The sequence below is a fragment of the Dokdonia sp. genome (assembly GCF_039945015.1).
In the GTDB taxonomy this organism is placed as follows: Bacteria; Bacteroidota; Bacteroidia; order Flavobacteriales; family Flavobacteriaceae; genus Dokdonia.
The window spans coordinates 576,835-592,430 of sequence record NZ_JBDUXP010000018.1; the positions used below are offsets into that span (position 1 = coordinate 576,835).

The 15,596-nt window shown below is 35.9% G+C and carries 11 protein-coding genes; 1 reads left to right on the plus strand and 10 read right to left on the minus strand.

Features of this window, described 5'->3' with window-relative positions:
- Positions 1 to 77: 77 nt before the first annotated feature.
- From ABJD27_RS14090 to ABJD27_RS14105, 4 genes are all read right to left on the minus strand, one after another.
- Complete coding sequence (locus tag ABJD27_RS14090; protein ID WP_348168746.1) at positions 78 to 5,672, minus strand: MG2 domain-containing protein; 5,595 nt, start codon at positions 5,670 to 5,672, stop codon at positions 78 to 80.
- A 289-nt stretch (positions 5,673 to 5,961) separates the two neighbouring features.
- Positions 5,962 to 6,312, minus strand: coding sequence for an antibiotic biosynthesis monooxygenase (locus ABJD27_RS14095; protein WP_348168743.1), 351 nt, complete (start codon positions 6,310 to 6,312; stop codon positions 5,962 to 5,964).
- A gap of 64 nt (positions 6,313 to 6,376) precedes the next feature.
- Positions 6,377 to 7,126: a T9SS type A sorting domain-containing protein gene (locus ABJD27_RS14100; RefSeq protein WP_348168740.1), complete on the minus strand. Its 750-nt coding sequence runs from the start codon at positions 7,124 to 7,126 to the stop codon at positions 6,377 to 6,379.
- A gap of 55 nt (positions 7,127 to 7,181) precedes the next feature.
- Positions 7,182 to 8,102, minus strand: coding sequence for a DUF6268 family outer membrane beta-barrel protein (locus ABJD27_RS14105; RefSeq protein ID WP_348168737.1), 921 nt, complete (start codon positions 8,100 to 8,102; stop codon positions 7,182 to 7,184).
- A 119-nt stretch (positions 8,103 to 8,221) separates the two neighbouring features.
- Here ABJD27_RS14105 and ABJD27_RS14110 point away from each other — a divergent pair, with 119 nt between their 5' ends.
- Complete coding sequence (locus ABJD27_RS14110) at positions 8,222 to 9,544, plus strand: alkaline phosphatase D family protein (RefSeq protein WP_348168734.1); 1,323 nt, start codon at positions 8,222 to 8,224, stop codon at positions 9,542 to 9,544.
- Between the two features lie 38 nt (positions 9,545 to 9,582).
- Here the strand turns inward: ABJD27_RS14110 and ABJD27_RS14115 are convergent, their stop codons facing one another.
- The 6 genes from ABJD27_RS14115 to trxA all read right to left on the minus strand — a co-directional run bounded on the left by ABJD27_RS14115 (position 9,583) and on the right by trxA (position 15,514).
- Positions 9,583 to 10,689: a trypsin-like peptidase domain-containing protein gene (locus tag ABJD27_RS14115; RefSeq protein WP_348168731.1), complete on the minus strand. Its 1,107-nt coding sequence runs from the start codon at positions 10,687 to 10,689 to the stop codon at positions 9,583 to 9,585.
- Between the two features lie 258 nt (positions 10,690 to 10,947).
- On the minus strand, positions 10,948 to 12,477 hold the full coding sequence (locus ABJD27_RS14120; RefSeq protein WP_348168728.1) for a carboxypeptidase-like regulatory domain-containing protein: 1,530 nt from the start codon (positions 12,475 to 12,477) through the stop codon (positions 10,948 to 10,950).
- Between the two features lie 157 nt (positions 12,478 to 12,634).
- Positions 12,635 to 14,128, minus strand: coding sequence for a carboxypeptidase-like regulatory domain-containing protein (locus ABJD27_RS14125; RefSeq protein ID WP_348168726.1), 1,494 nt, complete (start codon positions 14,126 to 14,128; stop codon positions 12,635 to 12,637).
- A gap of 255 nt (positions 14,129 to 14,383) precedes the next feature.
- Positions 14,384 to 14,542, minus strand: a complete 159-nt coding sequence (locus ABJD27_RS14130; protein WP_348168723.1) for a hypothetical protein — start codon at positions 14,540 to 14,542, stop codon at positions 14,384 to 14,386.
- Between the two features lie 10 nt (positions 14,543 to 14,552).
- Positions 14,553 to 14,981, minus strand: a complete 429-nt coding sequence (locus ABJD27_RS14135) for a hypothetical protein (protein WP_348168720.1) — start codon at positions 14,979 to 14,981, stop codon at positions 14,553 to 14,555.
- 236 nt (positions 14,982 to 15,217) lie between these two features.
- Positions 15,218 to 15,514 carry a thioredoxin gene (gene trxA, locus ABJD27_RS14140; RefSeq protein ID WP_348168717.1) on the minus strand — a complete coding sequence of 99 codons (297 nt, stop codon included), beginning with the start codon at positions 15,512 to 15,514 and terminating at the stop codon, positions 15,218 to 15,220.
- Positions 15,515 to 15,596 lie beyond the last annotated feature (82 nt).

Genomic DNA, 15,596 nt, shown 5'->3' on the forward strand with positions numbered 1-15,596 from the left:
TTAAAACTCCCCTCCTTGAAAGGGAGGAGTGGCATTCGCTCAAAGCGAATGACGAGGTGGGTCTTTCGGTAGGAACACTATTTCTGAATGGTTACCCAATTTCCTTTATTACGAGCATAATAGGTATTATCATACATAGCTTCTACTTGAGTTCCTGGCAGGTAATATCTTCCCAGATATGAAGCATTAAGACGTACCTTAAATGTGCGTGTACTTGTCTTATTCATTTCAAAATAGAAGTTCACACGATCATCTCGTATGTCTGTATATCTGGCGGCTCCTTCAGTACCACCGTTGTCATCTGTAAAACGTGTGTTTACAATTTCCCAACCACTTGGAAAAATCTGAGTAAGCGCAACATTATCTACAAAATCACGACTATCATTACTCACTGTGATTTGAGCAGTAAACTCTTCTCCTTGTCGTAAATTAGATACATCAATTTGCTGTCCGCTTGCTCCTAAGAAAGTCGTCGTCACTTTAAGTTTACTACTTCCTACAAGTTCTTGACCTAATGGTAACTTACCGCTTTGAACAAGGCGTACAAATACCACATTGTCTTTTGCGTTTTGCACCGTAATTGTATTTGCTCCATCAGACGTTACTAGATCTCGTAAAGCGATTGCTTGTTGTGAATCAATCGTTGCTTGTTTACCTCCTTGTGTGTAATTAAGTTTAATTGATTTTCCACCATTTTTGAGCACCATTTTTGCCATTGCAAGTAATGAATAACTTGTTTCTTGCGTACTTAACCAACGCTCTGAAGACAAGGTTTTAGCTATAGAAACGGCAAGGTCTTTTTGTTTGCTATCTCCCATTACAACCATCGTTTCTAACGCCATGGCTCTATTACGGAATACAGAGCCATAGGTATGATAATTACTTCTAGTTGATGTAAAATCAATAGTAGCATTTGCAATTAAGCCTTCGGCTACTTTCTCTTGTCCAACTAAGGCATATGCTCCCGCTAGACGCCATTTACTATCATTACTTAGGTTTCTATTTTCGCGCAAGCGGTTCATAGCAGCAAGATCTGCTTGTCCAGCAAGGGCTAGTGTGTACAAACGATATGCTTGTACCATCGTTGTATTATAAGCATGTTGTCCAGATCGCCATTCACGTGCTGCTTTCTTCTGGTAACGTAACCAATTACTCATAAAAGTTAATGGTAATGCATATCCTTTCTTTTTTGCTTCGATCATAAAATGACCTGCATAATTAGTCCCCCAATTATCGGCAGTGGTTTCTCCTTGCCAATAGCCTAGACCTCCATCTCCATTCTGGAATCTACCTAAACGTGCAATTCCTTTTTTGATATTTTCTTGAGATTCTCGCTTTTGTTCATATGTCAGATCAAAAATATCATCCATAAATAATTGTGGAAATACACTAGATGTTGTTTGCTCAACACATCCATGCGGGTATCGTATTAAATACTGCATACGCTTTGTAAAATCCATAGGTGGTAATGTAGAAAACTCTATAGCAGCGTCATTGGATCCATCAACACCAAACGTATTATAATTAATGGTTAGATTTCCTGATCCAGATAATTCATAATCGGTTGCTCTTTGTGTGATTGGATTTGGATTTTCTACATCGATCTCTACTTTATAGGTAGCGCGTTCTCCATTTCCTTCGGCAATAATTTCTATCGTTTGGATATCATTTACCGCAGTTACATCAAATTCAAAAGGAACAATTTTTTCTCCTATTGCATTAAATGTAACTGTCTTTGTGGTTCCATCAGTTGCTTTAAATGCTCCTGATGCTTTTACGGTAATTTTTGCTTGTTTTATTTTAGACTCCATCGCAAAGACGGTTACCGGTAAGGTCACGTGTTCTCCTGGAGACAATTTTCGCGGAAGCGAACCTAACACCATCAATGGTTTACGTACTGGTGTTGCTTTTTCTGAAGCTCCATAGGCAGATACCGAAGGATCTCCGGCTACAACCATCGTACGTACAGATCCTACATAATTAGGCATGTGTAACGTATGTGTTTTTGTTTCATTTTTGCTTAAAGCGAAAGGGCCTAAATATGTAACCACTGGCTTAAATCGTTCTGCTTTTCTATTTTTCCCCGCAGCAGCGGCATCACCTCCTCCTATTGCATATACATTATCTATACTTCCAGAATATGCACCAATGACATAATCAAACATATCAAAACTCTTTACTCCTAAAGCTTCTCTACTATAAAAATGTTTATGAATTGCTGGTGTTCTATAACGTGTTAAATCTAGTAATCCTTCATCTACTACAGCAATGGTATAGGTCATTGCATTTGCATTTGCCTCACTTACTTTTACCGTATACGACTCTTCAGGCTTGAGCACATCTGGCATCGTTATTTTTGGAGTAAGGATGGTATTTTGATCTTCTACCAAGATAGGAATGACTCCATATAATCGAATAGGCAAATCATTCTTGGTTTGCTCATGTGCTTGTAAAAGCGAGATATTCACATACACATTAGGCGCCATCTCTTTTGTAATAGGAATTTTAAATTGTGTCTCTCCTTTTTGAGCATCTACCCACCAGCTATCTAATACTTGTGTACCATTTTCTATGCTTACCAACGCTCTTGCTCCATTACCTGATGGGAAGCTTATCGTAGCATCATCTCCTACTTGATACTTTTCTTTATCTGCTGAAAAAATGAGCATTTTTGCGCTTTCAGAATCACTTTGCAAACCACTCCAATTACGGTAGAAATAAGCAATACGGCCGGTTGCATGTCCACTTTTTGGATCGATAACTCTAATCAAATAACGACCACTATTCCTTTCAGGAATGTTTACTTTAATACTTGTTTTTCCATGACTACCTGTGGTTACTTTAAAATCTTGCACAGGTGTATGTACAGTTCCGACTTCATAATTAGAATAGTTGTCACGTCCTCTATTCCACCACCAACGCCAGCTCATCTTAAACACTTTTACTTCTAAAGTTCTATTTCCTTGTGGTTTTCCTTGAGCATCTGTTGTAACGAGATCAAACTCTGTGTCGTCATCTGTAAAATAACTACCATACGCACGTCCTTTTGGTGATTGTAATCCTACAAAATGATCAAACGGCGCTACTTCTTTGGTCACAACATCTAATGAAAAATCACCGCCACCTTCATATGCTTTTGTTACAAATACTGCCTTAAGCATTCCTGGAGCACGTTTACTCAAATTTAATTTTTCATTAATTTGAACAACGCCTTCTTCATTTAATTGTCCATCGAGTACAGGAAGTTCTACCTCATCAAAACTACGTATAGGGTCAAAGAAATTATAATTAGGGTAGTCTTTAAAGCCACTATTTGATCTTCTAATAGTCGCGTCTGTTTTTATTTTTAAGTTACGAGCTGGTGCTCCATGCAACCAAGTAACCGTCGCCGTTCCTTCTAAGTTTCCGCTTGCATTTAGAATGTCATCTTTAAATGTTAAGTTGACTTTTAATCGATTTGGTTTTATCGTTTCTACTTTTAGCGTTTTAGAAAAACTAGCACCACCTACATGTACAGTTGCGTTCCAGTTTCCTGTAGGATCTGTAGGACTCGTAGCTATCGGAAAGTAAAAAGCGTTATTAAGTGATTTGCCATGATCTGACGAAGAGGCATGATTACTACTTAATACTTTACGATACGTAAGTTTACCTCTAGCATCGGTCACTTCTAATTTTACAGGATGATCTTTAGGTAATGGGTTATTTGCATCATTAAGTACAAACGTAAGATGAATACTATCGCCAGGACGATGCACACCGCGCTCTGCATATAAAAACCCTTTTAACCCTTTTTGTAATTCTTTTCCTGAGATATCAAACTTACTCATGGAGAGTGCATTCCCATCTTCTATTTTTAAATAAGCATAGTTTGCCCCTTTTTGAGCTACAGCAAATGCAGCATGTCCTTTTGGGGTCACTTTTGCAAGTCCTGATGCATCTGTAGTTACAGATCCTATAGGTTGTTTTTGATAATTATAAAGAGTCACCTTTGTATTTGCTTCTGGAGTTGTAGAAACAATATCTGTTGTTGCAAAATGATAGCTATTATCTTTTCCCTTCTTAACAATAAGTGCTAGATCAGAGCCTAGAATATTACTATTGATAAATTTACTTTCTTGATAATAGGCCTGATGACAAGGGTTGTCTTCTTGTCTCCAATTATATGTTTGATTACGCCAGCGATAGATTCTATTATCCCAATACTGTTCTTCGCGTTCGTCTTCATTTTGGCTTTCTGCCTCTGTGTAGTTTTCATCATAATACTCTTCATCATAATATTCATCATAATCATCTTCATCTACCTGAGTCGTATCATCGGTGCATTCATAGGCGACATATCCTTTTTTAAAGCTTATCTCAATACGATATAATGCCCCCGGATCTGCTGTAAATAAATTTGAAAGATCTATTCCATGAACTCGCCACTGACTGTCTGATCCTCCAAAACCATTTTCGTTCAGATTAATTGTTTGCTTTGTAACACGTCTTCCTACTCGTTTTAAGTTATACGTATTATTACTATTGAGATTACTTTCTTGTAAATACTCTAACACATTATCTTCAAATATCTTGATAATACGTACATCGACATGACTTAGGTTAACAGCTTCAAAGTAGAAAGGCGTACTTCCTGAATTGGGTAAAATCACACCATTTGTAATCGCTCGTACACCAGGCTTGAGTTGTTCAAAAGAAACGGTTTCTGAAAACTGATTTTTGAGTTTATACCCATCGGTACTCTTTATTCCTTGGAAAACCTCAACAAGAGAGTTTCCTACAATTCGGTTTTCTGGATATACGTGTAATACATTTCCGTCTACCTCAAAACGAAGACTTCCTCCTCGTTGTATCGTCACCAACCCTTTAAAGTTTTGATTATCTTCTAATGGATCAGAAAAATTAATAGATAACGAAGCATTTGCTCCTAATGTTTGATTTATATCTACAATTTTAAAATTATTACGTCCAGGAATAAGAACTTCATTTTCGCCTTTGGTTTCTTTGGCTCCTATCGCTTTTCCATCCCATTGTACTTGTATGTTTGTATCTTCTACATCGCGATAAATACTATCTATTTTAAAGGCATGATAGCGTGCCGCTTTTTGATCACTTACCCATGTAATAGATAGGGGCTTTCCATTTTGAGTTGCAGTTATTAATTGTTTCGCTTTCGCGAAAGCGATCACATCAGACCCTTCTATCTGACCTTCTAAGTATTGATAGCTCTTATCATAGGATTGCAATGCGCGTAAGTCTACTTTAAAATCGGCAGTAATGGTTTTAAAGCTAAATGCGAAAGAGCGTTTGTCTTTAGGAAGATCATCATAGAGTTGATCTAGACGTACGACCACCTCATACTCTGTATTTGATTCTAACGGCTCATTAGGCACAAATTTTAATACGCGTTGCCCAGAAACAGTCAAGGTTCCTGATGTTTTGGGTGTGATTTTTAAGATATCTGATGGAATTTCTTGATCGACTTCAAATTGCGTCAATGCTTTTGCCATTTGGATTGTAATAGGGTTTACCACAGACTGCCTACCACTTGTTGCATACGAGATATACTCTTTGTATTTGAACAGATTATCTGTAGGTTGATCATTACTTTTTTTATCACAAGTAATGAGAAATAGAGCTAAGATTGCGGTGAGAAAAACATGAATGTTACGCATAATGATGGTGTTAGGTCCCTTCATATAATCCTAGATAAATCTATGGAATACAGTTAAAAGGGTATTCAAAAATATGTTACTAAAGATAACAGATTTTGAACTGATTGTTACTAAATAAATTGTTGTGTTTTACAGGTTGAGATTGGTCAATCCAACATGCAAAAGAGTATAGAAATTTGTGTGTGGTTATAGTGGTAACGTATATGTTAAAATTTGTAGTATGTGAATTTTAACATTTGGGATGGATTTAACATTTTTCCTCACCTAATCTCTCTCAAAGGGAGAAGAATTATTTCTTATCAAGTTTAGAAAAAGAATATTCTCGTTCTACTTTACAAATACGAATGGTATAGTTCTGATACCAATCTGAAATTCCTTTTTGTTGTGCTACCAAGTGATCCTTTTGAGCTTTCCATCGTGCGATATCTTCTAGTGTTTTCCAATACGAAATTGTAATTCCCATCTCACTACGTGCGTGATCTATGCCTAGATATCCTGGCTGCTTACTTGCAAGTGTTTCCATATGATCTGCCGTTTCTGAGTAGCCTTCTGTTATCTCTGTTTGAGTCGAAGTAAAGATGACGGCATAATAGGGAGTTTGTCGTTCTAAAGATATTTGAGAAGTTGTATCTGATACCATATAAAATTCATTTATTTTACAAAATTACTCTTTTGTAGATGAATGAAATAAACATGATATTGATTTAATTTTTGATAAATCGTTTTGTCGTGATCGCACCAGATGCATTTTCTATTTTAACCAGATATATGCCTGCACGCCAATCTTGAATTGTTATTGGGTTTATACCAAGTGTTTCTCTTGACCTTCTTATAAGCACTCTTCCTTGCATATCAAATATAGTCATGGTGTAATCTCTTATAGATTGGTTTGTAGTTATATGCAATTGATCTTGAACAGGATTTGGGTAGATAGAAAAAGAAATTTCTGTAATATCATTTACAGAAAGTGTTAGATTATTATAAATAGCAATATCTCCATTCGGAGAAAACACTTCTAAAGACAGAGCATCATCACCTGAAAAAGTAATTTGATATTCATAGGGATCTTCTAAAAAGTTAACATAAAAGGAAAAATACGTTCCCTGAAAATTTAGGTTTTCTGAAATATCACAACCGCCTAATGTTTCTACATAGTCAAAACCCATTCTTAATGTTTCAATTGTATTTTCATGCTCAAAAATCACACTCGAAAAAAAAGTATCACATACATTTCCTGTTATTGAATATGGGGTATTTGGATTATCATTGGGAGTTTCATCAAATAAAATTCTAACGGATTCAACTTCTTCGTTAATAGGAGGGAAAATCTCTTCGTCATCTATAATTAAATGATCTAATTCCCATTCATGTATAAAAAGTTCTGGAATTTGAGCAAATATGTTTTGTGAAGTTATAAAACATATAAACAAAATTAAAAATCGATACTTTTTCATAGTCAGTTATTTAACATGCAAATTACTGTATATTCTACAGACCTTCAAGAATATATTAATTTATCGTTTCCTTCTCTGGAATATCAAATCGATACGTAATCCCTGCTTTTATAAAGAGGTTTCCGCTCATTTTTGGATTGAGTCGAGTACGACTATCTCCAAACTCAAATGCAGCTAGTCTAAAAGGAAGTTCATCTCCCACAGCATATACTTGATAATCTACACTGGAATATCCAGTTTGTAATCTGAGTAAAATATTTTTTGCGATGGCATGCTGAAAATAAGGGCCAATTTCTAAGGAATTGGTTTGGACATATAATTCTTGAGGCGCATCTGTATCCAGAACAAAAGAACTACCAGCAGCTTCAAAAGCAGCTCCTATTTTAAATCGATCATTCACTTCATAATTGACATCTCCATTAACAGGTAGATTTAATGTTGTTTCCCAATGCATTGTTTCGCTTTTATAATAACCCCCTATAATCGGTGTAACGATGGTTCCAAAAGCTTCTTCACTAACATACACGCCAAAACGGTATTGTATATGTTCATTTTTTTGAAACTTTAAAAGTGCAATTCCGCCTATAAAGAAAGCATCACCTTCTATTGCAAAATCTTCACTCGCAATTTTGGGAAGTAATACATACGTACCCGACCAACGATCACTATGTGTGAGAGACACTCCTGCTTTAAAAGTAATTCCTCCAAGTGTACGAGAAAATTGATTTGGAAAAAGATCAAGTCCTTGATGTGCAAAATCTACACCTGTAATAAAAGCTGTTTTCTCCGTAATAGGAATCGGGATTGTAAGTGATGCATTAAAAAGAGAAAGGTTCGTCTCTGCATTGCTATCTTCAAAACTCGCATTGATCACATTGCTATAGCTCACCTTTACAACATCTACATACGATTGTGCACATATTGTCGAGGCAATACTCATAAAAAGCAAGAAGAAAAGATTTCTTTGGTTCGTCATTTCCATAAATATAACTCATTTATTTGGTATACATTTCTTAATCTTAAAAGTGTCGTACTTAATACTATAGTAATATTCGTATCTTAGATTTTCAGGAACTTTGTATAAAACACTTCTTTATGAAACCACTATTCCCTACGTTGTTTTTTGTTTTTCTTTCTGTAACCCTTTTTGCGCAAGCAAACCTATTACAGTCAGGACCTATGGTAGGATATTCTGATTATAGAGAAGCCTTGATTTGGGTACAAACCAAAACTCCCGCCGATGTGAAAATTGGGTATTTCGCTCAAGGCGAAAAAGAACGATTTACAGAAACCGTTACCACTTCAAAAGAAGGAGATCATATTGCAAAATTGTTTCCTAACGAGGTGACTTATGGAACGACATATACCTATAAATTATATATCAATAATCAATATGTTCCTAGAGACTACCCTTTAGAATTCCAGACACAAACATTATGGGAGTATCGTACAGAGCCGCCAGCATTTACTTTTGCTATTGGGTCTTGTTATTATGCTAATGAAGCAAAAGATGATCGGCCTGGTAAATATGGAGGCGGTTATGAGATTTTTGAAAATATCGCACAGAAAAAACCAGATTTTATGGTCTGGCTTGGAGACAATATTTACTTACGCACACCAGATTTCCAAACAGAACGAGGGATCCGTCATCGCAACAGACAAGCTCGTGCACTTCCTGAATTACAATCTTTATTAGGAAGTGTACATCATTATGCGATCTGGGATGATCACGATTTTGGGCCTAATGATTCTGATCGCAGTTATGTACATAAACGTATTGCCGAAAAAGCATTTAATGAATACTGGGGAAACCCTGCAACCAATGCTACAGGAGAAGGCGGTATTACGAGTCAGTTTTTATGGAATGATGTGGAGTTTTTCTTGATGGATGATCGGTATCATCGCGCACCCAACCGAAGCCTTGACCCTAACAAAGACTATCTTGGAGACACACAGCTCGATTGGCTTATAGATGCCCTTACCGCGAGTAGAGCACCTTTTAAGATTGTGTGTATAGGAGGGCAAACGGTGAGTGATGCTGTTGTTTATGAAAACTACGCTACCTATCCTGGAGCCCGCAAACGTCTTTTGGATCGGCTTGCTGCCGAAAAAATAGAAGGTGTTGTTTTTATGAGTGGTGACCGTCATCATACCGAAATCTCACGTATGGAGCGACCAGATGCATACCCTCTTATTGATATTACCTGTTCTCCGCTTACTTCTGGAACGCATAATCCTCGTGACGAAGGAAACACGCATCAGGTAAAAGGCAAAACCTATTACGAGCACAATTTTGGAATTGTTAACGTCTCAGGCCCTCGTACAGATCGCACATTATTGCTCACCATTTATGATCAGAAGGGAGAGAAAGTTTGGGATTACAGTATCCAAGCAAAAGAGTTACGCTATAAAGAATAATTTTGTGGGTCCGCTTTCGCGAAAGCGTATAAAACACCTTACTCCTTTACCAAGAAATTACGTCTTGTATCTGTAACATCTAGTATCGCAGTAAACACTTTTCCTTCTCGTAAATACTGTATGTTTATTTTATTTTCATCTACGTGAGCGCCTTTAGAATTTTCTAGACAATCTGCATGGCAGGTCACTTGATTTCCAATCTGCAAGATAATATCTCCTCCAAACAAGATCTCTCTTCCAGCCACATTTGCAGAGATATATCCTCCTCTAAGTCCTGCTTTTGCCGCAGGGCTATTAACCGCCACATTCTGGATAAGCACACCTCCTGTAGGGATGTTAAGGTTAAATAATTTTGCATATTCTTCTTGAGTAAGGAAGACACTCTCTATCCCGATCCAAGGACGATCTTCAAAAGCAAGAAGGTCTTTTGCTGTATTTATGGCAACTACCATTCCTATTCCTTGGAAGCCTCCAGAAACCGTCAAAATACTTGACGCAATTCCCACGACTTCTCCTTGTGAGTTAAATAATGGACCTCCGCTATTTCCAGAGTTTATAGCTGCATCAGTTTGAATAAATTCTACATTTACAGTACCATCATACAGCATATTAAAACCTCTAAATGCAGAAATAATTCCTGATGAAAACGAATTTTCTAATCCATATGGACTTCCGATAGCATATACATTTTGACCTACTACTAGATTATCAGAATTCCCCAATTTTGCATGCGCAAGTGATGGGTCTAATACCTTTAATTGTAACAAGGCTATATCTGCTGTTTTCTCACTAAAAAGGATCGTTGCTTTACGCATTTTCCCATCTTGTGTCTTTACCAAAATCTCAGAAGCACCATCTACCACGTGAGCTGCAGTAAGGATATAACAATCGTGAGAAATCAATACTCCCGAACCTTGTCCTTGGCTTTTAATTGCCCCTTTTTCTGTAAAGTTATTTGAGGTTGTAAAAATAGTTACAACGGCTGGTAATACTTTTTTATAGATATCAGAAACCGTCGCTTCTTCTGTACTGAGATAGGTAGGTGTTGTTCTTTGTTTTGAAGTTGTTTGATGCTTTGGCGTTTGCGCTGTTAAAGTACTTGACACACTAAAAAGACTTATCAATAAAAGAAGATACGTTCTCATGACACTATTGGCTTTGGTTTACAGAATATGTTGTGAGCAAGCATAAAACAACTTGCAGCCGATTGGTCGAAAAAAATAATCAAACCTTTATTTTTTGTCTTTTTTTCCTTTAAAAAAATTGAACAATGTTTTTTCCGTAATGCAAAATAAGTATGTAAATAGAGGGTTCGGTACTATTTTCGCGAAAGCGAAACTCTTAAAAAAAATTTTGAAATAGTTCCATAAATAGCCCTTCTAAAATGACCGATCTCTTTTACCTTATTCTACTACTTCAAAAGCTTGAATCGCAGCATTAGGTTCCATAATGCTATAGCCTTGCCAGAAGTTAGGATCGTATTTTGATAAATAGGTTGCTTTTACATTTTTGTTTTCTTTGACCGCATCGTATGCTGAATCTGAGATATCTTCTGAGTTAAAAACAACCATCTCATATTTAGACAGTGAGGTTCCTTGTAAATTTAAGTCTAGTGAGAGTTCATTTTGTTTGCGACGTCCTTTGACGTGCTTATTTTTTTCAATCACTTTTAGAGGGCGATCTAATCCAAAATAATTGCCGTTTTCTAACTCCAAATAGCGCGGACTATAACTTCCGCTGGCATTCTTCTCAAACAACATTTTTCCTTTGTATACATTCTCTCTATACGTGATTCCTAATAATCCAAACTTAAATAACGGGCGCACATTTACAAATTCTAAACGTACAATCGCAAAGTCATTCGTATTGATATAAGCTGTTCCCTTAAAGTCTTTTTTCCCTTTTGGCGAAAAATTAATAATATACACAGGCTCTTCATCTATGAATGTATAGTCTTGAATATCAAATTTGTACCTGTTTGATTTTGTGAGAATATCAATTTTCGAGTCTTCATTAAAAAAGAGTTGTTCGTATAATTCGGAAATACGGTTTTTAATACTTTCCTGAAAATGGCCTTCCTCTTCGTCATTTCCTTCAACCTCAACCTGTACTTTCTTTGCATCTTCATTGTTTGCCGTGACAGAGTCCAATTGTACTTTGGTTCCAAAAAGACCTGACTTAATTTTAAGATAGGAATCTGGTTTTACATTTTCCTTAAAGATGGTTTCTAAGCGTTCACTCAATCCATCTACAGAGACATCTTTAGATTTATCATACAGCTCGGCAGCTTTATCTACATAAAACTTATGCTTATTATAATTGCCATAAAAATCTCCTACAACTTCGCGGTAATACGAAGATTCACGAGGGACTAATGTCGCAATACTATCAATCAGCTCTTTGTTAAGTTCTTCTATCGTCGATTTTTTAAATCCAAAATCAACCTTCTTCATATTATTAAAATCTGACTGTCTAAAGAAGATTTTCTTTTTTGACACATCCTGAACATCATAGTTTTTGGTCATGTTATCCTTTACCTTTTCTATCACTTCTTTTGCAGATAAGGGGTTACTGGTTAAGAACACACCTTTAAGTTCGAATGATTTTGGGGCAAGTTTCACGATACTATCTGTAAATGTAGCTATCCAGATTCCTTTGCGCTCATATCCCATAGAAGAAATGAATACAGAGTCTTGCACATATTTCATTTGATCTGGAGTAATCGTAAAAATTCCATCTTCATTACTTACTACACCTCTATTTTTTGACAACTCTATGGTCGCAAATGGAATAGATTCTTGGGACTTAGCATCGATCAATTTTGCCGAAAATGATTGAGCGCTCATTCCAGAAACTATAAGTCCCGTAAGGATGGTAATGATATATTTTATAAGTGTCGTCATGATTGTTTGTTTATATACTAGACGACTCATTTTTACAAATGGTTGTCTGTACTTCTGCTTTTATGACGATTTTAAGAGAGTTGTGTTACTGGGTTTCTAAATTTTGTGTGATTTTAACGTTTGCTAGAAGTACATATAAAAACTGCGTTTGTCTTCATATACAGGAAGATCAAAGCTCCGACATATATTACTCTACCACTTTAAAAGCCTGAATAGCCGCATTAGGTTCCATGATACTGTACCCTTGCCAGAAATTAGGATTGTAGCTTGATAAGTACGTTGCTTCTACATTTTTATTTTCCTTTACAGCATTATACATTGAATTTGAGATGTCTTCTGAGTTAAAAACAACCATCTCATATTTAGATAGTGATGTTCCTTGTAAGTTTAGACCTAGTGAGAGTTCGTTTTGTTTGCGACGTCCTTTAACGTATTTGTTTTTTTCAATCACTTTTAGAGGGCGGTCCAATCCAAAATAATTACCACTTTCTAATTCTAAATAGCGCGGACTATAACTCCCACTCGCATTCTTCTCAAACAACATTTTTCCTCTGTATACATTCTCTCTATAGGTAACTCCTAATAATCCAAACTTGAATAACGGACGTACATTTGCAAATTCTAAACGTACAATGGCAAAGTCATTCGTATTGATATAAGCTGTTCCTTTAAAGTCTTTTTTGCCTTTCGGCGAAAAATTAATAATATACACAGGCTCATCATCAATAAACGTATAATCTTCGATTTCAAACTCATATCTATTAGATTTTATGAGAATATCAATTTTTGAATCTTCATTAAAAAAGAGTTGCTCGTATAATTCTGAGATCCGTTTTTTGATTTGCTCTTGAAAACCTAGATCATCTGTATCTCCCGCCTCCATCTTTACTTTCTTAGCCTTTTCATTTGCTGCTTCAAAAGAGTCTACTTGAACCTTGGTACCAAAGAGTCCTGATTTAATTTTAAGATATGAATCTGGCTTTACGTTTTCCTTAAAAATAGCGTCCAGACGTTCACTCAATCCACCTATAGAAGCGTTTTTAGATTTGTCATACAACTCGGCTGCCTTGTTTACATAAAGCTTATATTTTTTATAGTTCCCATAAAAGTCACCTACTACTTCGCGGTAATAAGAAGATTTACGAGGCACCAATGCAGAGATACTGTCTATGAATTCTTTATTAAGCTCTTCTATCGTCGATTTTTTAAATTTAAAATCGACCTTCTTCATTGTATTAAAATTAGATTGTCTAAAGAAGACTTTCTTTTTTGATACATCCTGAACATCATAGTTTTTGGTCAAGTTATCTTTTACCTTTTCTATAACTTCTTTTGCAGATAATGGATTGCTGGTTAAGAACACCCCTTTAAGCTCAAAGGATTTTGGCACTAATCTTACAAGACTATCCGTAAATGTAGCTACCCAAATTCCTTTACGTTCATACCCCATAGAAGAAATAAACACAGAATCTTTTACATCCTTCATCTGATCTTCATTAATGGTAAAAACACCATTTTCATTACTTACGATTCCTCGATTCTTTGACAACTCAATCGTTGCAAAAGGAATAGATTCTTGAGATATATCATCGATTAGTTTTGCCGAAAATGTTTGGGCACTCATTCCAGAAACTATAAGTCCTGTAAGAATCGTAATGATGCATTTTATATGTATTGTCATGGATATCTATTCTTATAGTAGATGACTCATTTTACAAATGGTTGTCTGGCATGCTATTTCTATAACGGATTTACGAGCATTGTGTTACTTTAGACTTTGATACAATTTAATGATTATCAAAAAGGTAGTCGTAAAATCACTCTATTACCTTGCATTATAATTTTGAGACAGAGATTTTGGCACATTTACCTACAACAAAAACACTCAGTTTCCTTAGATTATGGTGCATCAGTATACAAAATGCTGACCTCTATTTTATCCTTCTCCCTTTTGAGCTTTGATCTTTTCTTTAAGAATTTTCATGCGAGCATCATGAGCGTCTTTTTTTTCTCGCTCTTTCTTTTTCTTTTGAGCCATTAACTTAGAATGCTTTGCCTTATTTTTTGTGTTTTTAGGACTTCCTGCTTTTGCCATAACTCAATATTTATAATGTTTCTTCTTTACAAATGGTTCCAGGAACAACAAAATCTTTTGCACGACCCGTTCCTACTGCTTCAAAATAGGCACAGTTTCCTTCTATTTTTTTCATAGTCACTGTAATCACCATTTTCTTATCTTCTTCGGTGCCCGGAAGGGTTGCTGGATCATTTATTTCCATATTAAATGCAACGGTATACACACAGTCACTTATCCATACAATATCAATAACAGATTCTTCTCGCTTCCCATTGATTTCAAGAATCTCCGTTTGCTGATTCCCATTACGAATGATAAATGTATCTGGAAGTCTTTCATTTCCGGGTACTATAAAAGTGCCTTCTTTAAAATCTTTACAGGTTAGTACTTCCTCTTGTGCAGATAGCGTGATGCTCATAAAGAAACATAGAAGTACGGTGTATATTATTTTTGACATTAGTATGATTTTAACGAAATATAAGTAAAAAAAACAGATTGAGAACTCGGAGCTTCGATACAATTTTCGCTTTCGCGAAAATCACTCAGCCACCTTATAATTCTTTTTTTTATACGCTTTCGCGAAAACATAAGATCACTCAACTACCATACATTGTGACAATGTTTAGGACATTGAGTGATTTCAGAGTTCTGAAAAAGAACTTTGAAATAGTACCGAAATGCCGGCTTTATAAATTAACTTCCAGTAATCACTTGTTTCAATTGTTCTTTTTGAACCACACCCGATTGTCTCCAGACTTGTTTGCCATTTTTATATAGGATCATAGTTGGAACTCCTTTTACTTGGTATTTGGCTGCTAAAGGTTGGTTTTTGTCTACGTCTATTTTGACGATTTTAACCGCATCACCTAGTTCTTCTTTAAGGTCTTTTAAAATAGGAGCAAGCATTTTACACGGCCCACACCAATCTGCATAGAAGTCGACTAAAACAGGGGTTTCTGAGTTGATGATTTGAGAAAAGGAAGATTTCATTTTTTTATGTAAAATTAGGGTATAAAAATAGTATATCAAAGGCGACTTGGGTACAATCTCGATAGTTGCAATACGGTGGCTT